This window comes from Streptomyces sp. NPDC057428, assembly GCF_042803195.1.
In the GTDB taxonomy this organism is placed as follows: domain Bacteria; phylum Actinomycetota; class Actinomycetes; order Streptomycetales; family Streptomycetaceae; genus Streptomyces.
Map to the genome: position 1 here is coordinate 57,904 of NZ_JBHVCT010000014.1, position 18,355 is coordinate 76,258.

The 18,355-nt window shown below is 69.5% G+C and carries 20 protein-coding genes; 14 read left to right on the forward strand and 6 right to left on the reverse strand.

Annotated elements, in window-relative coordinates:
* The first annotated feature begins 1 nt into the window (after nucleotide 1).
* Both ACFU5K_RS08390 and ccsB read left to right on the forward strand, forming a co-directional pair.
* The gene (locus ACFU5K_RS08390; protein ID WP_384058208.1) at nucleotides 2–1,720 is read left to right on the forward strand and encodes a cytochrome c biogenesis protein ResB; all 1,719 of its coding nucleotides are present in this window, start codon (nucleotides 2–4) and stop codon (nucleotides 1,718–1,720) included.
* The gene (ccsB, locus tag ACFU5K_RS08395) at nucleotides 1,717–2,799 is read left to right on the forward strand and encodes a c-type cytochrome biogenesis protein CcsB (protein ID WP_384058210.1); all 1,083 of its coding nucleotides are present in this window, start codon (nucleotides 1,717–1,719) and stop codon (nucleotides 2,797–2,799) included. Before ACFU5K_RS08390 ends, ccsB begins: the two co-directional genes overlap by 4 nt.
* Before the next feature lie 156 nt (nucleotides 2,800–2,955).
* Here the strand turns inward: ccsB and ACFU5K_RS08400 are convergent, their stop codons facing one another.
* The gene (locus ACFU5K_RS08400) at nucleotides 2,956–3,651 is read right to left on the reverse strand and encodes a type 1 glutamine amidotransferase domain-containing protein (RefSeq protein WP_384058212.1); all 696 of its coding nucleotides are present in this window, start codon (nucleotides 3,649–3,651) and stop codon (nucleotides 2,956–2,958) included.
* 174 nt (nucleotides 3,652–3,825) lie between these two features.
* On the opposite strand from ACFU5K_RS08400, the gene ACFU5K_RS08405 reads away from it, so the two are divergent.
* On the forward strand, nucleotides 3,826–4,266 hold the full coding sequence (locus ACFU5K_RS08405) for a MarR family winged helix-turn-helix transcriptional regulator (protein ID WP_384058214.1): 441 nt from the start codon (nucleotides 3,826–3,828) through the stop codon (nucleotides 4,264–4,266).
* A gap of 26 nt (nucleotides 4,267–4,292) precedes the next feature.
* Here the strand turns inward: ACFU5K_RS08405 and ACFU5K_RS08410 are convergent, their stop codons facing one another.
* Complete coding sequence (locus ACFU5K_RS08410; protein WP_384058216.1) at nucleotides 4,293–4,700, reverse strand: PLD nuclease N-terminal domain-containing protein; 408 nt, start codon at nucleotides 4,698–4,700, stop codon at nucleotides 4,293–4,295.
* Nucleotides 4,701–4,788: 88 nt separating this feature from the next.
* Here ACFU5K_RS08410 and ACFU5K_RS08415 point away from each other — a divergent pair, with 88 nt between their 5' ends.
* Together ACFU5K_RS08415 and mqnP are read left to right on the forward strand one after the other, a co-directional pair.
* Nucleotides 4,789–6,246: a menaquinone biosynthesis decarboxylase gene (locus ACFU5K_RS08415; protein ID WP_384058218.1), complete on the forward strand. Its 1,458-nt coding sequence runs from the start codon at nucleotides 4,789–4,791 to the stop codon at nucleotides 6,244–6,246.
* Nucleotides 6,243–7,154 (forward strand): menaquinone biosynthesis prenyltransferase MqnP, encoded by a 912-nt coding sequence (mqnP, locus tag ACFU5K_RS08420; protein ID WP_384058220.1) that lies wholly within the window; start codon nucleotides 6,243–6,245, stop codon nucleotides 7,152–7,154. The genes ACFU5K_RS08415 and mqnP overlap by 4 nt, the downstream gene beginning before the upstream one ends.
* Here mqnP and ACFU5K_RS08425 read toward each other — a convergent pair.
* A complete protein-coding gene (locus ACFU5K_RS08425) occupies nucleotides 7,144–7,746 on the reverse strand; it encodes a rhomboid family intramembrane serine protease (RefSeq protein WP_384058222.1) in 603 nt (200 codons plus the stop codon). The genes mqnP and ACFU5K_RS08425 overlap by 11 nt on opposite strands.
* Nucleotides 7,747–7,903: 157 nt before the next feature.
* Between ACFU5K_RS08425 and ACFU5K_RS08430 the strand changes: the two genes are divergently transcribed.
* Complete coding sequence (locus ACFU5K_RS08430; RefSeq protein ID WP_384058279.1) at nucleotides 7,904–8,569, forward strand: UbiX family flavin prenyltransferase; 666 nt, start codon at nucleotides 7,904–7,906, stop codon at nucleotides 8,567–8,569.
* 10 nt (nucleotides 8,570–8,579) lie between these two features.
* On the opposite strand, the gene ACFU5K_RS08435 is transcribed toward ACFU5K_RS08430, so the two are convergent.
* On the reverse strand, nucleotides 8,580–8,717 hold the full coding sequence (locus tag ACFU5K_RS08435; RefSeq protein ID WP_384058224.1) for a hypothetical protein: 138 nt from the start codon (nucleotides 8,715–8,717) through the stop codon (nucleotides 8,580–8,582).
* Nucleotides 8,718–8,851: 134 nt separating this feature from the next.
* Here ACFU5K_RS08435 and ACFU5K_RS08440 point away from each other — a divergent pair, with 134 nt between their 5' ends.
* From ACFU5K_RS08440 to ACFU5K_RS08465, 6 genes are all read left to right on the forward strand, one after another.
* Nucleotides 8,852–9,307, forward strand: a complete 456-nt coding sequence (locus ACFU5K_RS08440) for an Lrp/AsnC family transcriptional regulator (RefSeq protein ID WP_384058226.1) — start codon at nucleotides 8,852–8,854, stop codon at nucleotides 9,305–9,307.
* A gap of 87 nt (nucleotides 9,308–9,394) precedes the next feature.
* Nucleotides 9,395–10,558, forward strand: coding sequence for an aminofutalosine synthase MqnE (mqnE, locus tag ACFU5K_RS08445; protein WP_267075106.1), 1,164 nt, complete (start codon nucleotides 9,395–9,397; stop codon nucleotides 10,556–10,558).
* 132 nt (nucleotides 10,559–10,690) lie between these two features.
* Nucleotides 10,691–11,218, forward strand: a complete 528-nt coding sequence (locus tag ACFU5K_RS08450; protein ID WP_384058229.1) for a GNAT family N-acetyltransferase — start codon at nucleotides 10,691–10,693, stop codon at nucleotides 11,216–11,218.
* A 176-nt stretch (nucleotides 11,219–11,394) separates the two neighbouring features.
* Complete coding sequence (locus ACFU5K_RS08455) at nucleotides 11,395–11,691, forward strand: DUF4229 domain-containing protein (RefSeq protein WP_384058231.1); 297 nt, start codon at nucleotides 11,395–11,397, stop codon at nucleotides 11,689–11,691.
* Nucleotides 11,692–12,086: 395 nt separating this feature from the next.
* Nucleotides 12,087–13,448, forward strand: a complete 1,362-nt coding sequence (locus ACFU5K_RS08460; protein ID WP_384058233.1) for a dicarboxylate/amino acid:cation symporter — start codon at nucleotides 12,087–12,089, stop codon at nucleotides 13,446–13,448.
* Between the two features lie 240 nt (nucleotides 13,449–13,688).
* On the forward strand, nucleotides 13,689–14,309 hold the full coding sequence (locus ACFU5K_RS08465) for a TetR/AcrR family transcriptional regulator (RefSeq protein WP_384058281.1): 621 nt from the start codon (nucleotides 13,689–13,691) through the stop codon (nucleotides 14,307–14,309).
* Between the two features lie 41 nt (nucleotides 14,310–14,350).
* Here the strand turns inward: ACFU5K_RS08465 and ACFU5K_RS08470 are convergent, their stop codons facing one another.
* Both ACFU5K_RS08470 and ACFU5K_RS08475 read right to left on the reverse strand, forming a co-directional pair.
* Nucleotides 14,351–15,217: a MaoC/PaaZ C-terminal domain-containing protein gene (locus ACFU5K_RS08470; RefSeq protein WP_384058235.1), complete on the reverse strand. Its 867-nt coding sequence runs from the start codon at nucleotides 15,215–15,217 to the stop codon at nucleotides 14,351–14,353.
* Between the two features lie 3 nt (nucleotides 15,218–15,220).
* Nucleotides 15,221–15,397, reverse strand: a complete 177-nt coding sequence (locus tag ACFU5K_RS08475; protein WP_384058285.1) for a hypothetical protein — start codon at nucleotides 15,395–15,397, stop codon at nucleotides 15,221–15,223.
* A 352-nt stretch (nucleotides 15,398–15,749) separates the two neighbouring features.
* Between ACFU5K_RS08475 and ACFU5K_RS08480 the strand changes: the two genes are divergently transcribed.
* Both ACFU5K_RS08480 and ACFU5K_RS08485 read left to right on the forward strand, forming a co-directional pair.
* Nucleotides 15,750–16,595 carry an LLM class F420-dependent oxidoreductase gene (locus ACFU5K_RS08480; protein ID WP_384058237.1) on the forward strand — a complete coding sequence of 282 codons (846 nt, stop codon included), beginning with the start codon at nucleotides 15,750–15,752 and terminating at the stop codon, nucleotides 16,593–16,595.
* A gap of 126 nt (nucleotides 16,596–16,721) precedes the next feature.
* The gene (locus ACFU5K_RS08485; RefSeq protein WP_384058239.1) at nucleotides 16,722–18,206 is read left to right on the forward strand and encodes a peptidoglycan D,D-transpeptidase FtsI family protein; all 1,485 of its coding nucleotides are present in this window, start codon (nucleotides 16,722–16,724) and stop codon (nucleotides 18,204–18,206) included.
* Nucleotides 18,207–18,355 lie beyond the last annotated feature (149 nt).

Below are 18,355 nucleotides of genomic sequence, written 5' to 3' on the forward strand. Positions count from 1 at the left end.
CATGAGCAACACGCACACCACGGACGAGCGCGATCTCGGCGAGGCGGGAGCACAGCTCTCCACCGCCCCGCGCGAGGAGTCCGCCACCTCCGTGCCCTCGATGGGCGTCATCGCCTGGGCCCGGTGGTTCTGGCGGCAGCTCACCTCGATGAGGGTCGCGCTGATCCTGCTCTTCCTGCTGTCGCTCGGCGCCGTGCCCGGCTCGCTGATCCCGCAGAACAGCGTGGACGAACTGAAGGTGCAGACCTTCAAGGAGGCCCACACCACGGTCACCCCGCTCTACGAGAAGCTGCAGTTCTTCGACGTCTACAGCTCGGTGTGGTTCTCCGCGATCTACATCCTGCTGTTCGTCTCGCTGATCGGCTGCATCGTCCCGCGCACCCTTCAGTTCGTCGGCCAGCTGCGCGGCCGCCCGCCGGGTGCCCCCGGGACGCTGACCAGGCTTCCCGCGTACACCACCTGGCGCACCGACGCGGACCCGGAGCAGGTGCGCGAGGCCGCCCTCGGGATCCTCCGCAAGCGGCGCTTCCGCTCGCACACGGTCGGCGACGCGGTGGCGGCGGAGAAGGGCTACCTGCGGGAGACGGGCAACCTTCTCTTCCACATCGCGCTGATCGTCATGCTGGTCGCGTTCGCCTTCGGGCAGCTCTTCAAGTCCGAGGGCGGCAAGCTGGTCGTCGAGGGCGACGGCTTCGCCAACACGATCACCCAGTACGACGACTTCAAGTCCGGCTCGCTCTTCGACAACGACGACCTCGTCCCCTTCAGCTTCGACCTTGACGACTTCGTCGGGACGTACGAGCGCAGCGGCCCGCAGCGCGGCACGCCCCGGACGTACGAGGCGCGCGTGACCTACTCCGAGGGCGCGGACGGCGCTCCGAAGAAGAAGGTCATCGAGGTCAACAAGCCGCTCGTCGTCGACGGCACGAAGGTCTACCTCAACGCCCACGGCTACGCCCCGGTCATCTCGGTCAAGGACGGCAGGGGCAAGGAGGTCTACCGGAGCGCGGTACCCCTGCTGCCCATCGACAACAACGTCACCTCGACCGGGGCGATCAAGGTGATGGACGGCTACAAGGACAAGAGCGGCAAGAAGACCCAGCTGGGGTTCCAGGCGTTCTTCGTCCCGACGTTCGCCGGTGACGGCAAGGGCACGATGTTCTCGCAGTACCCCGGTGCCGACTATCCGGTCCTCGCGCTCAACGGCTTCCACGGCAGCCTCGGCGTCGACTCCGGACTGCCGCAGAACGTCTACCAGCTCGACACGTCCAAGATGAAGGAGTTCAAGGACAGCAACGGCGACAAACTCAAGAAGCGCCTGCGCCCCGGCGAGAGCATGAAGCTCCCGGACGGCGCGGGCTCGATCACCTTCGAGAGCGTCAAGGAGTGGGCGAGCTTCCAGATCTCGCGCCAGCCCGCCAGCGGCTGGGCGCTGACCGGCGCGGTGGGCGCCGTCCTCGGCCTCGCCGGTTCGCTGTTCATCCAGCGACGCCGTGTGTGGGTGCGGGCCGTGCGCGGTTCGGACGGCGTCACCGTCGTCGAGATGGCCGGCCTCGGCCGCAGCGAGTCCGCGAGGCTCCCCGAGGAACTGGCCGGCCTGGCGGCCGCCCTCCACGACGTGGCGCCGAGCGCGCCCGATCCTGATCCCGACTCCGATCCCGATCCCGGACGGCCTTCCGGACAATCTGCCGAAGTACCTGCCGAAGGGGCTGAGAAGTGAATCTCGCCGCCGCAACCAACGAGAATCTGGCACACACCAGCAATGTGCTGATCTATTCGTCGATGGCCGTCTACACCCTGGCCTTCTTCGCACACATCGCGGAGTGGGTGTTCGGCAGCCGCAGCAAGGTGGGCCGCACAGCCGCCGCGCTGAGCGGACCGGCGGCCGCCGGCCCCACCCCCCAGGTGCGGATCGGGCAGCAGGGCGGCAGCACCGCGGTGCTTGAACGCCCCAAGGTCGTGACCCGATCGGCCGCCGGGTCCCGTGACGTACCGGACGGCCCCGGCGCCGCGGGCGGCACGTTCCAGGGCGACCTGTGGGGGCGGATCGCGGTCGCCCTGACCGTCGTCGCCTTCGCCGTGCAGACCGGCGGGGTCGTGGCCCGTGCCATGTCGGTAAGGCGTGCCCCCTGGGGCAACATGTACGAGTTCTCCATCACCTTCTCCACGGTGGCGGTCGGCGCGTACCTCATCCTGCTGGCGCTGCGGAAGAACGTCCGCTGGATCGGCCTGCTGCTGGTGACCACGGTCCTGCTGGACCTCGGCATCGCGACCACCACGCTCTACACCGACAGCGACCAGCTCGTGCCGGCGCTGCACTCCTACTGGCTGTGGATCCACGTCTCCACCGCCATCATCTGCGGCGCCGTGTTCTATCTCGGGGCCGTCGGCACACTGCTCTACCTGTTCCGCGACAGCTACGAGAACAAGATCGCGAACGGCAAGGCGCCCGGCAGGTTCGCGTCCTCCGTCCTGGAGCGGCTCCCCGCCGCGAAGTCCCTGGACACCTTCTCGTACCGCATCAACGCCGCCGTCTTCCCGCTGTGGACCTTCACGATCATCGCGGGCGCCATCTGGGCGGGCGACGCGTGGGGCCGGTACTGGGGCTGGGACCCCAAGGAGGTCTGGTCCTTCATCACCTGGGTCGCGTACGCCTGTTACCTGCACGCCCGCGCGACGGCCGGCTGGAAGGGACGCAAGGCGGCCTACCTGGCGCTGATCGCGTTCGGCTGCTGGCTCTTCAACTACTACGGCGTGAACATCTTCGTGACCGGCAAGCACTCCTACGCGGGAGTCTGAGGGCACGGGCCGCACGCACGCCACGAGGGCGCGACCGCATCTTTCGCGGTCGCGCCCTCGTGGTTCACGGGGTGTCAGCCGAACGGGTCCAGCCCTTCCAGCCCAGGGGGCCCGGCCACGGTGACGACGAGGTCTCCACGGCGGTCCCGGCGGCACTCACAGGGCCGCCACGATCTCGCGGGCCAGCTGCTCGGAGGAGGCGGGGTTCTGGCCGGTGTGCAGGTTGCGGTCGTGCACAGTGTGCACGGCCCACGGCTCGGCGGCGCTGTACTCGGCGCCGAGTTCGACGAGCCGGGTCTCCACCAGCCAGGGTGCCTTCTCGGCGAAGCCCGCCAGGGTCTCCTCGGCGTTGCTGAAGCCGGTCATGCGGTAGCCGGCGAACGGCCAGCTGCCGTCCTCCCGGCGGGCGGGCAGCAGCGCGGCGGGGGCATGGCACAGCACGGCCACCTGGGTACCCGAGTCAAGTGCCGCGGTGAGCAGCCGACCGGACGCCTCGTCGACGGCGAGGTCCTCCATGGGCCCGTGGCCGCCCGGGTAGAAGACGATGTCGTACGACGTGGGGACGACATCCTCGAGCCTGGCCGGGATGCGCAGCGTCTCGTCGATCGCGGCGAGGTAGGAGGCGATGGCATCGGCCCGCTCCTGGCCGCCGTTGGCCTCGGCGGCCAGGCTCCCGGCGTCCACGGTGGGAGCGACCCCGCCGGGGGTGGCGACGGTGATGTCGAAGCCGGCCTGGGTGAAGACGCGATGGGGGGCGGCGAGTTCCTCGGCCCAGAAGCCGGTGGGGTGGGCGGTGCCGTCGTTGAGGGTCCAGTGGTCGGCACCGGTGAGGACGAAGAGTACGGAGGGCATGGGGGGTGCTCCCTACGAGACGCGAGACGCAGACGTACGACACATGAAGCTTGATATGCTCAAGCAATTTGGCTCATGTAACTGGCTAAAGTTGAGCATGTCAAATAAATGCGGGGGCGTGGCGCACCGATCCCGGTGCCCGGACCACGCGCACCGATCGAAGGATGGCCGACCATGACGACGGAACCGGCCCCCCGCGCCGTCCCTGCTCCGGACGAACTGCTGGAGCCCCTCGCGGTCGTCGTCCGTGGCCACCACGACGACCTCACCGCAGTCGCCGGACGGCATGGCCTCAGCTCCTCTCAGGCGCGGGCGCTGATCGCCCTCAATGAACCCATGCCCATGAGTGCGCTGGCCAGTCATCTGGTGTGCGACGCGTCCAACGCCACCGGCCTGATCGGCCGGATGGAGGTCCGCGGTCTGGTGACGCGCACCCCGGCGCCCGGCGACCGCCGCTCCAAGATGGCCGCCCGCACCGCGGAGGGCGCCGAGCTGGCGCACCGGATCCGCGCCGAGATGCGCGTGGTCCACGGCGCTCTGGAGGCGCTCACACCCGAGGAGCGCACGGCCTTGCTGCCCCTGCTCAACCGGCTGGGGCAGCTGCTCTCGTCATGAGGACGTGACGCCGTCAGGGCAGGGGCTCACGCGCCGGCTGGGGGAGCCGGGTCCTCGGGGGCTTTGCCGCCCTCCCGGCGCTTGATCTCCGCCTCGCGGCGGCGAAGGTCCGTCTCCCAGTCCCGCAGAAGCGACTCGTCCCTCTTGTTCTCTTCCTTCAGCGACTTCAGGAAGTCCGGGTTGTCGTCGGGTGCCACCCACGTGGTGCGGTGCGCGCGGTGCCACTCGGAGGGTGTGCGGCCCCCGGCGGGCGGCGTGCGCAGCTTGCCCGCGGCGAGCCAGACGATCGGGCCGACGATCCAGAACAGCAGGATGATGAAGACCCAGGCCACCTTCGGCAGGTGCTTGGCCTCGTCCTCCGGGGTGTTCAGGCAGTCGATGAACGCGTAGATCGTCAGCGCCAGCGGCAGCAGATAGATCAAGGCCCTGAGCATCGTGGAGGATCCCCCGAGATGAGATGGGGAGGCGCTGTCCCGCCCCCGGTGACGGGCCAAGGGTAGCGGGTGGCCGATACTGGACAGCATGGCTTACGACGATCTTCGCTCCCTGCTCCGGGCTCTGGAGCGCGAGGGCGATCTCAAGCGCATCAAGGCCGAGGTCGACCCGTATCTGGAGGTCGGCGAGATCGTCGACCGGGTGAACAAGGCGGGCGGGCCCGCGCTGCTCTTCGAGAACGTCAAGGGGGCGTCCATGCCCCTGGCCATGAATGTCTTCGGAACGGACCGGCGGCTCCTCAAGGCGCTGGGGCTGAAGTCCTACGCCGAGATCAGTGACAAGATCGGCGGCCTCCTCAAGCCGGAGCTGCCGCAGGGCTTCGTCGGTATCCGCGAGGCGTTCGGGAAGCTCGGCACGGTGACCCACCTGCCCCCGAAGAAGGTGAAGTCCGAGAGCGCTCCCGTCCAGGAGGTCGTCCTGACCGGCGACGACGTGGACCTCGATCAGCTGCCCGCGCTCTTCACCTGGCCCGAGGACGGCGGCTCCTTCTTCAACCTGGGTCTCACCCACACCAAGGACCCCGAGACGGGCATCCGCAATTTGGGGCTCTACCGGCTGCAGCGCCACGACAAGCGCACCATCGGGATGCACTGGCAGATCCACAAGGACAGCCGCAACCACTACCAGGTCGCCGCACGGCGTGGTGAGAGGCTGCCCGTCGCCATCGCCTTCGGTGCGCCGCCCGCCGTCACCTACGCCTCCACGGCGCCGCTGCCGGGGGACATCGACGAGTACCTCTTCGCCGGCTTCGTCCAGGGCAAGCGGATCGAGATGGTCGACTGCAAGACCGTCCCGCTCCAGGTCCCGGCGCAGGCGGAGGTCGTCATCGAGGGCTGGCTGGAGCCGGGCGAGATGCTGCCGGAGGGTCCGTTCGGCGACCACACCGGCTTCTACACCCCGCAGGAACCCTTCCCCGCGCTGAAGATCGACTGTGTGACGATGCGGAAGCGGCCGCTGCTGCAGTCGATCGTGGTCGGGCGGCCGCCCACCGAGGACGGGCCGCTGGGGAGGGCCACCGAAAGGTTCTTCCTGCCGCTGCTCAAGATCATCGTTCCGGACATCGTGGACTACCACCTGCCCGAGGCGGGCGGCTTCCACAACTGCGCGATCGTCTCGATCGACAAGAAGTACCCCAAGCACGCCCAGAAGGTCATGAGCGCCATCTGGGGGGCGCACATGATGTCGCTGACCAAGCTGATCGTGGTCGTGGACTCCGACTGCGACGTCCACGACCTGCACGAGGTCGCCTGGCGGGCGCTGGGGAACACCGACTACGCGCGGGACCTGACGGTCACCGAAGGTCCTGTCGATCATCTCGACCATGCCTCCTACCAGCAGTTCTGGGGTGGCAAGGCGGGCATCGACGCGACGCGCAAGCTGCCCGAGGAGGGGTACACGCGGGACGGGGGCTGGCCGGAGATGGTCGAGTCCGACCCGGAGACGGCGGCGAAGGTCGACCGCCGCTGGAAGGAGTACGGCCTGTGAGCGCCTCGGCGTCAGCCGGTGCCGTCCCGCAGCCGCGCAGCAAGCCACGCGCGTTCCTGCGGCTGGTGATGATCGAGCACTCGGTCTTCGCGCTGCCCTTCGCGTACATCGCCGCGCTGACCGCGATGTTCCAGCTGGATGAGAGCATCCACTGGGGCACGCTGCTGCTCGTGACCGTCGCGATGGTCGGGCTGCGGACCTTCGCGATGGCGGCCAACCGGATCATCGACCGTGAGATCGACGCCCGGAACCCGCGCACCGCGGGCCGTGAGCTGGTCACCGGGGCGGTGTCGGTCAGGTCGGCGTGGACGGGCGCGATCGTGGCCCTCGTCCTCTTCCTCGGTGCCGCCGCCCTGCTGAACCCGCTCTGCCTGGTGCTGGCGCCGGTCGCGGTCGTGCCGATGGTGGTCTACCCGTACGGCAAGCGGTTCACGAACTTCCCGCACGCGATCCTCGGTCTCGCCCAGGCCATCGGCCCGGTCGGCGCGTGGCTGGCGGTGACCGGGGGCTGGTCGTGGGACGCGGTGATCCTGGGGCTGGCCGTCGGGATCTGGATCGGCGGCTTCGACCTGATCTTCGCCTGTCAGGACGTGCAGGCCGACCGTGCCCACGGGGTGCTCTCCTTCCCCGCCCGTTTCGGTATTCCGGCGGCCCTGTGGGGCGCGCGGGTCTGCCACGTGGTCACGACCGGTCTGCTGGTGTGGTTCGGACTGGCGACCGACGCGGAGATCTTCTACTGGATCGGCATGCTGATCGTCGCCGTGGCCTTCGTGTACGAGCACCGGGTCGTGCGGCCGCACGACCTGTCGAGGCTCAACCGGGCCTTCTTCTCGGTCAACGGCTTCATCGGGATCGCGCTGTTCGCCTGCGCGCTGCTCGATCTGCTGGCGCGCGGCCTCACGCCGTGACGTGGTCCGGGCTCCGGGGTCCGCGGGGGCGGCGGAAGAGGAACGCCGCCGCCACCCCGCCTGCCAGCCCGAAGAGGTGGCCCTGCCAGCTGATGCCGGAGTCGGTCGGCAGCACGCCCCACAGCAGCGAGCCGTAGACCGCGGCGATGACCACGCCGACCACGATGTCCAGCGGGCGGCGGTCGACGAAGCCGCGGACCAGCAGATAGCCGAACAGGCCGAAGACGACGCCGGACGCTCCGAGGGTGACCGTGTCCGGCGGCGCGGTGAGCCACACGCCGAGGCCGCTCGTCACGACCACGACGAGGACCACGGCGGCGAACCTGCCTATGCCGCCGAGAGCGGCGATGAAGCCGAGGACCAGCAGCGGGACGCTGTTGGACGCCACGTGCTCCCAGCCGCTGTGCAGGAAGGCGGCCGGCACGACGTCGGCCAGCTCGGCGGGCTCGCGGGGGCTGATGCCGTGGGTGTCCAGGGAGTTGCCCGTCGCGACGTCCACACCTTCCAGGACCCACAGCAGCGCGACCCAGGCGAGCATGACCGCTCCGGCCGTGACGGCCCGTGCGGTGGCGCTCGTGCGTGTGTCCGTCATGGTCACCCCCTGTCCATGGCTGTTCCTCCTGCCGGTGCAACGTACGAGGACCCCGGCCCGGTTCCTGAACGGGGGCAGTCGTGGGTCCGGCACCGGCCTGACCCGGACGGGAGGCCCGGTGCCGGATAGGCTCGGCGGTGTGACAGCCGGGACTTCAGTGACTCAACAGCAGCGCAGGCCTTGGATTGTCGGGGTGTCGGGAGCATCGGGCACGCCCTTCGCGGCCTCGGTGCTGCGCGGGCTGCTGGACGCGGGTGAGAGTGTCGACCTGGTGGTCAGCCGGTCGTCCAGGCTGACGCTCCTGGACGAGACGGGGATCGCCTTCCGCGACGCGCACTGGCAGGACGACCTGCGGACCTGGCTGGCGCGGGGGGCGGACGGGAAGCCGGACACCTTCCGGCCCGACGTGGGGGACGTGCGCCACTGGGCGGCCGGCGATCTGGCGGCCGGGCCCTCGTCCGGGTCGTACCCGGCGAAGGGGATGCTCATCGTCCCTGCGTCGACCGCCTGTGTGGCCGGGGTGGCGCTGGGGCTGTCGAAGGACCTCTTGCAGCGGGCCGCGAGCGTGACGCTCAAGGAGCGGCGGAAGCTGGTCGTGGCGGTGCGCGAGACCCCGCTGAGCGGTTCGACGCTGAAGCAGATGGTCGCGCTGGACGAGGCGGGCGCCGTGGTGCTGCCCGCCTCTCCGGGTTTCTACGCGGGGGCGACGCACATCCAGGACCTGGTGGACTTCGTCGCCGGGCGGGTGCTGGACGCGGCGGGGGTGCCGCACCAGCTCTACCGCCGGTGGGAGGGGGAGCTCGGTGGGGGCTCCCGGGGCTGATCCGGTGGTGTCAGCGCTGCTTCCTGCCGGTCCGCGGGGTGCGGATCCGGTCGACACGCTGGGCGGCGGCGGGCTGGTGGGCACGCGAGCGGTTGGCCAGGTCCTGCAGCTCGCGCATCCGGGCGTAGGCCATCTCGATCGTGTACACGGTGAAGATCACTCCTGAAGATTCGTAAGCGTTTCTCGGGTAACGGAAGAGATTTACAGGCCGTAACCCCTGTTGTGTCTTAGATTCTACACGTAAGCTCGCGGTACTGCTGAACAATGGAAGGTTTCAGTCATATGGACGCGGTGGACAGGCAGCTCATCCAGGCCCTCAGGGAGAACGGCAGGGCCTCGTATGCCGAGCTGGGACGGCTCGTCGGGCTTTCCGGGCCCAGCGTCACCGACCGCATCAACCGGCTGGAAACAGCCGGTGTCATCACCGGCTACCGCGCGACCGTCGACGCCGCGTCGCTCGGCCTCGGTGTCACCGCGCTGATCGGGATCTCGCTCTCCGACGCCGCCGACCACGAGGACGTCGCGCACCGCCTGAAGGACCTCGCCGAGATCGAGGACTGCTGGTTCATCGCGGGCGACGACTCGTTCATGCTCAAGGTGCGGGTCGGTGACGTGGACGGCCTGGAGAAGACGATCCGCAGGCTGAGCGGCACGAGGGGGGTCTCCAGGACCCGTACGACCGTCGTGCTCTCCACCAAGTGGGAGAACCGGGTCGGTGAGCTCCCCGACGAGGACTGACGCGGGGCGGGGATGCTTCCGCCCGAAACGTGGGGGAGTACGGTTGGCTGCCGGATCGGTAACGCAGAGACAGATGGAGGCGCCCTAGTGGACGCGGGACTCAAGCGCGAGCTGGAGGAGAAGGTCCGGGCCGGCGAGCGGCTGACCCGCGAGGACGGGATCGCGCTCTACGAGTCCGACGACCTCGCATGGCTCGGCGGGCTTGCGCACGAGGTGCGCACGAGGAAGAACGGCGACGTCGTCCACTTCAACGTCAACCGCCACCTCAACATGACGAACGTGTGCACCGCGTCCTGCGCGTACTGCTCGTTCCAGCGCAAGCCGGGCGAGAAGGACGCGTACACGATGCGCATCGAGGAGGCCGTCCGGCTCGCGAAGGCGATGCAGGGCGAGAACCTCACCGAGCTGCACATCGTCAACGGGCTGCACCCCACCCTGCCGTGGCGCTACTACCCCCGCTCGCTCAGCGCGCTCAAGGAGGCGCTGCCCGAGGTGGCGCTGAAGGCGTTCACGGCGACGGAGATCCACCACTTCGAGACGATCTCCGGGCTCTCGGCCTCCGAGATCCTCGACGAGCTGATCGAGGCCGGTCTGGAGTCCCTGACCGGCGGCGGCGCGGAGATCTTCGACTGGGAGGTCCGCCAGCACATCGTCGACCACAACACCCACTGGGAGGACTGGTCGCGCATCCACCGCCTCGCGCACGAGAAGGGGCTCAAGACCCCGGCGACGATGCTGTACGGGCACATCGAGGAGCCCCGTCACCGCGTCGACCACGTGCTGCGGCTGCGGGAGATGCAGGACGAGACCGGTGGCTTCCAGGTCTTCATCCCGCTGCGCTACCAGCACGACTTCGTCGACATGAAGGACGGCAAGGTCCGCAACACCCTCCAGGCGCGCACGTCGATGGCGACCGGCGCCGAGGCGCTGAAGACCTTCGCGGTCTCGCGGCTGCTCTTCGACAACGTCCCGCACGTCAAGGTGTTCTGGGTGATGCACGGCGTGCAGACCGCGCAGCTCGCGCTTCAGCACGGCGCCGACGACATGGACGGCTCGGTCGTCGAGTACAAGATCACGCACGACGCGGACGACTACGGCACGCCGAACAAGCTCGGCCGTGAGGACCTGCTGGACCTGATCCGTGACGCGGGCTTCCGCCCCGTGGAGCGCAACACGCGGTACGAGATCCTGCGCGAGTACCCGGGACCGGACGCCGACCGGCGCGAGACCCCGCAGCCCATGCGCGTCTGACGCCGCGCGCCCCTCGCGGGCGTCCTGTGTGTCCCGCTGCCCGAGAGCCCCGGCCCGCCGTCCCCGGCCGGGGCTTTCTCGCGGGGTGGACGCCGGTTGAAGCCCCTCGCTCGTAATGGTTAATCTGCATTCATGCCGCTTACGTTTGAAGTGAACCCCGCGTTTGATCGTGCCCTGCGGGACGACGTCACCGCGCTCTGGGTCGACGTCACCAACGCCGGCGGAGCGGTCGGTTTCGTGCCGCCCGTCACCGCCGAGGCGGTCCGGCCGGAGCTGGTCAAGCACCTGGCCGGCATGGCCGAGGGGCGCACCCACCTCGTCGTCGGGCGGGACGAGGACGGCATCGTGGCCGCCACGGCCTTCCTCACCCACAACACCCACCGGCTGATGCAGCACTGGATCGGCGTCTACACGGTGATGGTGCATCCCCGCCACCAGGGCAGGGGCTACGGGCGCGAGCTGATGGCGGCGGCGGCCGATGCGGCCCGTGCCATCGACGGTATCGGCGCGGTGCGGCTCACCTGCCGCGGAGGCACGGGGGCCGATCGCTTCTACGCCTCCTGCGGATACAAGGAGGTGGGCCGGATCCCGGACGCCATCCGGGTGGCCGAGGACGACTACCGCGACGACGTCATCATGCTGCTCCCGCTGTTCCGGTAGAGGGGCGCGCGCCTTGCGGTGGGCAGGCCGGGCTTCCGGTGGACCGTTTCGCGGCAGGAGTCGCCGAACGCGCCGGGCAACCCTGTGAACTGATCGAATTCGGGGCATGCTTCACTGGTCGGACAGGACCATGGACCGCGCGACCGCGGAAGTCGTACGAAGAGAGAAGGCCAGCCGTGTCCGCTGCCAAGCCGAGCGCAACGATCCGGTACACCGCGATGCGTCTGCTGATCTTCGTGGGTTGCTTCTTCGTCGCGGGTGTCGCGGTCCACTTCGGGGTCCTGCCTTCGGGCGTCGGCGGCTCCAACGTCGTCTGGGTCCTCCTCCTCGGTCTGGTGCTCTCCGCACCCCTCAGTTACGTCCTGCTGCGCAAGCAGCGCGACGAGATGTCCGAGCAGCTCGTCTCGACGGTCGACCGCACCAAGGCGCGGCTCGAGGCGAACCGCTCCCGCGAGGACTCGGTCACCAGGTAAGCGCCGCGTAAGGTTCCTCACACCACGAACCCGTACAGACGAAGCCCCGGACCGGAGCAGCTGCTCCCGTACTGGGGCTTCGGCGCGTCCGGACCACTGCGACCAGCAAAATGATCAAGAAGAATACCTTTGAGGTTCTCAAAGTTGCAGTGTTAACGTGCTCGGCATGATTACAGCCGTGCGCGCCCCTCACGCCCTGAGCGTCCCGCTCGTGGTGCGCCTGCACGTCGACCTCTGCCGCTGTATGTCCGCGGTCTGTCGCCGCAACGTCTGAACCGGCATCATGCAGCGGCGCCGCCTCTGACGCGGGCGCCGCACCCCCGTCCCCCTGCTCGACCGCACGCCCGTACGTCCGTCCCCCGTACGCCCCGTCGCGTCACATCTGGAGTGTGTCCGTGTCCGCGAATACCGCACCCACCGCCGAGACCGAGGCCGGCAAGCCGTCCGGTTCCGGCTTCCGCATACCCAGCGTCCCCTTCTGGGTCCAGATCGTCGCCGGTCTGGTCCTCGGTGTCCTGCTCGGGTGGCTCGCCCGCAGCCAGGACGTCGGCTGGCTCGTCACCACGCTCGACAAGATCGGCGGCATCTTCGTCCAGCTGCTGAAGCTGGCCGTCGCGCCGCTCGTCTTCTTCGCGATCCTGGTGTCCATCACCAACCTGCGCAAGGTCAACAACGCCGCGAGGCTGGCCACCCGCACGCTCCTGTGGTTCATGATCACTTCGCTGATCGCGGTCGCCATCGGCCTCGCGATCGGCCTGATCACCGACCCGGGCGCGGGCACCGGACTCACCCCCAAGGACGGAGCCAAGCCCGAACACGCGGGCTCCTGGCTGGACTTCCTGACCGGCATCATCCCGACGGACATCATCACGCCCTTCACCGAGCTGAACGTCCTCCAGATCGTCTTCATGGCGGTCGTCGCCGGTATCGCCGCCCTCCAGCTCGGCGAGAAGGCCAAGCCGATCCTCGCCATCAGCGAGTCGGTCCTGGAGCTCCTCCAGAAGGCGCTGTGGTGGGTCATCCGTCTCGCCCCGCTCGGCACCGTCGGCCTCATCGGCTACGCGATCGCCACATACGGCTGGGACCTGATCGGCAAGTACGCGACCTTCACCGCCGACGTCTACATCGGCTGCGCCCTGGTGATGTTCGGCGTCTACCCGCTGCTCCTCGCCACGGTCGCCAAGGTCAGCCCGCTGCAGTTCTTCAAGGGCGCCTGGCCCGCGATCCAGCTGGCCTTCGTCTCCCGCTCGTCGGTCGGCACCATGCCGGTCACCCAGAAGGTCACCGAGCGCCTCGGGGTACCGAAGGAGTACGCGTCCTTCGCGGTCCCCTTCGGCGCCACGACCAAGATGGACGGTTGCGCCGCGATCTACCCGGCGCTGGCGGCGATCTTCATCGCGCAGATCTTCGACGTGCAGCTCGGGATCGGCGACTACATCCTGATCGCGTTCGTCTCGGTGATCGGTTCGGCTGCCACCGCCGGTCTCACCGGCGCCACGGTGATGCTGACCCTGACGCTGTCGACACTGGGCCTCCCGCTGGAGGGCGTGGGTCTGCTGCTCGCCATCGACCCCATCCTGGACATGATGCGCACCGCCACGAACGTGGCGGGACAGGCGCTGGTTCCGGTCATCGTGTCGGCCCGCGAGAAGATCCTGGACCACGACGCGTACAACTCGGCGTCGGCCTCCCCGGTCGACGAGCCCGAGGTCGAGGTCGAGGACACCAGGCCCGCCGGGGTTCCCGTCGCGGCCTAGGCACGACCCGTACCGCACGCACCGGGAGCGCCCCCGGCCCTACGAGGCCGGGGGCGCTCCCGGTGCGTGTGCGGCCGCACAGCGATCGGCCACGAGGGAGGGCTGCCGCCGATGCGCGGGCATTCGGCCCCGGTCGGATCCGCGGGGCACGGTGGGTGCCTGCCCGGCGCCGTAGTCTTACCGGGGAGTGGCAGTGGGGCGGAGGGGATGTCTGACGTGAGTGCAGTGAAGAGCAAACGGATGCCGCGCGCGGTGCGTGAGCAGCAGATGATGGACGCGGCCGTGCAGACCTTCGGGCAGCGTGGATACCGGGCCGCGTCCATGGACGAGATCGCCGAACTGGCCGGTGTCTCCAAGCCCTTGGTCTACCTCTACCTCAATTCCAAGGAGGAGCTCTTCACCGCGTGCATCCGTCGCGAGTCGAAGGCGCTGGTGGAGGCCGTGACCGCGGCGGTCGAGCCGGGCCTTCCGGCGGACCGGCAGCTGTGGGCGGGGCTGAGGGCGTTCTTCACGCACACCGCACAGAACCCGGACGGCTGGGCTGTGCTGCACCAGCAGGCGAGCTCGCACGGGGAGCCGTTCGTCGGCGAGGTCGGGGCGCTGCGCGCGGAGATCGTTGCGTTTGTGACGGGTCTGATCGGGGCGGCGGCGCGCGAGGCGCACCATGATCCGGCCCTGCCCGACCGGGACGTGGCGGGGCTCGCGCAGGCGCTGGTGGGTGCCGCCGAGGCACTCGCGGGATGGGCCAACGTCACGCCCGGGGTCTCGGCGAAGGAGGCCGCGTCCACCCTGATGAACTTCTCGTGGGCAGGCCTGGAGAACCTCATGCACGGGCGCGGCTGGCAGTCCAGGACCGGCTGAGAGGACCCGGCCCCCGGTGGGGAGCCGGGCCCGAACCGGCCTCATGTCTCCCTGGTCACGCGCCCGGTGAGATGGACGCGGCTGCCGTCGCGCACCTGGAAGTCAGGCCCGGCCGCGGCGTAGGTGACGGTGGCGGGCAGCAGCACGGGGGCCTTGAAGTCGGCCCGGACGGACCGGATCCGGCCGGAGTCCCCGGCCCCGACCCCGCCCTCCTCGGCCAGGCAGCGGGCGACGGTCCACATGCCGTGCGCGATGTGCCGGGGGAAGCCGAACAGCCGTGCCGTCACCGGGTGAAGGTGGATGGGGTTCCGGTCGCCCGACGCGGCACCGTACCGCCGTCCCAGGTCGGTGGGCAGCTGCCACTCGGCCACGGCGGGCGGTCCGGCCGGGGGAACGGGAGGAGCCGGCGACGTGCTTCTGGAGGGCGGCGGCGGTTCGGGGGCGTCCGTCTCCGGGACCGGGTGCCGGGACAGGTACCCGCTGCGGGACTCCCAGGCGAGGCAGGAGCCGAGCCGGGCCTCCGTCACCATGGTGACCTCGGTTCCGCGCCGATGTGGTGTCAGTTCTGCGGCGTACACGCTGATTTCGAGGGTGTCCGAGGGCTGGAGAACCCGGTGCGGGGTGATGTCGATCCAGGTGTGGACCAGACCGAGCACCGGGAGGGGGAAGCCGCGGCCGGTCATGACCCGCATGGCGGACGGGAAGCCGAGGACGTGCGGGTAGGTGAGCGGCAGCACACCCGACTCGGCGAAACCGCAGACCCTGCTGTACGCGGCGAGGGGGCCGGGGGCGATACGGGACGGCGCGAGCACCTCGCGCCCGGCGGGCAGTACGGCGCCGGGCCGCCCGGCCCGCCTGAACGGCGAGGTGACGGCTCCGCGCACCAGGGACAGGCCGAGGCCGCTCATCGGTCAGGCCCCCAGCAGGCTCTGGCCGCAGACCCGCACGACCTGGCCGTTGACGGCGCCGGACCCGGGCTGGGTTGTGACGGACCAGCGGCGCAGCGGCGCCGGTGTGGGCAGCCCGGTCCTGCGGGTCAGGAAGCGGCCGGTTGCTGTGCCGGTGGAGTGCAGATAGCGGTCGGCCATGGTCCAGCTCCTGCGCGGTCGTGGATTCACCGCTGAGTAAGGTTACTCAAAGGTCAGGAGTAGGTCGAGATGAGTCGGTCGGGTTGATTCCCCCTCGCGCTTCCCCAGCCGCGCGCGGGACTTCGACGCGGAGATAGAGGCGATCTACCGCCGCACGTGACCGAGGCGCCGCACCGCGCGAGCTGCGAACCCGGGGTGCGTCGAGAGTTCAGGGTGACCTGATGCATCGCCTATGACCAATGATGTGGGGAGTCGGGCGCGAAACCGAGCCAAGATCTTTTCGGAGTGGACGCACCCGCGCGCCGTACCGCATACCTTGGAGCCGTCACGGACGACGACGGAGGTGCCTCGCATGCGGATCGCCACAACGATCTTCCTCACCGACGAGACGATCACGCCGGTCCGGCTCGCGCGCGAGCTGGAGCAGCGGGGATTCGCCGGGTTGTACCTGCCCGAGCACACCCACATCCCGGTGAGCCGGGAGACGCCCTACCCCGCGGGCGGCGATCTGCCGGCCGAGTACGGGCGCACTCTCGACCCCTTCGTCGCGCTGGGGCAGGCGGCGGCCGTCACCGAACGGCTGGCCCTCGGTACCGGCATCACGCTGATCGCCCAGCACGACCCCATCGACCTGGCGAAGCAGGCCGCCACGCTGGACCACCTATCGGGTGGCCGCTTCACGCTCGGCGTCGGCTTCGGCTGGAACGTCGAGGAGGCCGCGGACCACGGCGTCGAGTGGTCGACCCGACGCGCGCTCGGCAGTGACCGGCTGGCCCTGATGCGAGCCCTGTGGTCCGACGAACCCACGCCGTACGATGGCGAGTTCGGGTCGGTCCGGGCGAGTCACGCCCATCCGAAGCCGGTTCAGCGGCCGCGCGGGCCGGTGAACGGGCCCCGCACCCTGATCGGCGGGGCGGCGGGACCGAAGCTCTTCGCGCAGATCGCCAGGGACGCGGACGGCTGGCTGCCGATCGGCGGGCGCGGTCTGTCGGAGTCGATCCCCGCGCTGCGTACGGCGTGGGAGGACGCCGGCCGTGACCCGAAGCACCTCCAGGTGGTGCCGTACGCCGTCGTGCCGGCCCCCGGCAAGCTGGCGTACTACGCGGACCTGGGCGTCGAGGAGGTCGTGCTGCAACTGCCTCCGGCGGATGAGGCCGAGGTTCTGCGGGCACTGGATGCCTACGCGGCGTTCCTGTAGCGGTGGCAGGCGGCGTGGAGCGCCACCCGGAGTGCAACCACGTGCGCCGGAACCGCATCTTTCACTTACGGACATCGATGGAGCGGCCTGTGCGCGTGTGCCCGGCTGCCGGGGAGCGGGAGCTCGATGAACAGACCCTTGCGTCACATAGCCATCTTCTGCGGGATCCTGATGCTGGCTCTGCTGATCCGGACCAACTGGCTGCAGTTCGCCAGGAGCGAGGAGCTGGCCGGACACGAGTTCAACCGCAGGGTGAAGATCACTCAGTTCGCGACCCCGCGCGGCGACATCATCGTCGGCGGTAAGGCGATCACCGGGTCGAAGGAGGTCTCGGGTACCGACTTCAAGTACCAGCGCACCTTCAGATACGGCCCCATGTACGCACCCGTCACCGGCTACGCGTCCCAGGCTCAGGGCATGTCACTCCTGGAGAAGACGTACGACAGCATCCTCAGCGGCCAGGACGAGCGGTTCGCCTTCCGGCACGCCAAGGACATCCTCACCGGTGAGCCCCGGCGCGGCGGAGACGTCATCACGACGATCGACCCCAAGGCGCAGGAGGCGGCCTACAAGGGGCTGACGGATCTGGACGCCCGCGGCGCCGTCGTCGCGCTCGACCCCGCCACGGGCATGGTGCTGGCCCTGGTCTCGACCCCCTCGTACGACCCCTCGGTCTTCGCCGGCAACTCCTTCAAGGAGGGCGACAAGTTCCAGGCGCTGGTGGACGCCAAGAGCAAGCCGCTGGCGAACCGCTCCCTGCGCGAGACCTTCCCGCCCGGCTCCACCTTCAAGATCCTCACCGCCGCGGCCGCCCTGGAGCACGGAGTCGTCACCGACGTCGATGCCAGGACCGACGCCGTCTCGCCGTATCCGCTGCCCCTCTCCTCGAACAAGATCGGCAGCGAGGCCGGTGACGCCGTCTGCAACAAGGCCTCGCTGAAGACGGCCATGCAGTACTCCTGCAACAACGTCTTCCTCGACATGGCGTCCAAGCTCGGCGACGACAGGATGCGGGAGACGGCGCAGAAGTTCGGCTTCAACGAGGACGTCTACTCCGAGGAGTTCGGCGACATGCTCGCCACGAAGAGCCTCTACCCCGAGAAGCTCGACAAGCCCGGCACGGCCCTGACCGGCATGGGGCAGGGCAGCCTCACGAGCACCCCGATGCAGATGGCGATGGTGACGGCGGCCCTCGCCAACAACGGCAAGCTTATGCAGCCCTACATCGTCGACAAGCTGGAGGGGCCGGACCTGACCGTCCTGGAGCAGCACGAGCCGAAACTGAAGAGCCAGGCGGTCTCGGAGGAGACGGCGAAGAAGGTCCAGGAGATGATGGAGTTCACCGCCAAGGAGGGCAGCGCACAGCGAGCCCTGATCGACGGGGTGACGGTGGGTGGCAAGACCGGCACCGCGCAGCGCGGCAACGACGTCACCAAGGAGGTGCCGTACGGCTGGTTCGTCTCGTACGGCAAGAACCCCGACGGCCGCGCTGTCGCGGTCGCGGTCTTCATCGACCCGACGGCCATGGACATCTCCCGCTCCGACATCTCGGGTGGCCGCCTCGGCGCCCCCATCGCCCGCAACGTGATGAAGGCGGTCCTGGGGAAGTAGCCCCACCCCTCCGGCCCGCCCGTCCGCCCGCCCGGTGTACCACCACCCCGCCGGGGGGCCGGTAGGGGGCGGTGGGGGGGGGCCCCGCCCACATGCCGCCGGGGCCCGGGCGTGGGGGGGGGGGGGGGGGGGCCCAATAGTGGGGCGCG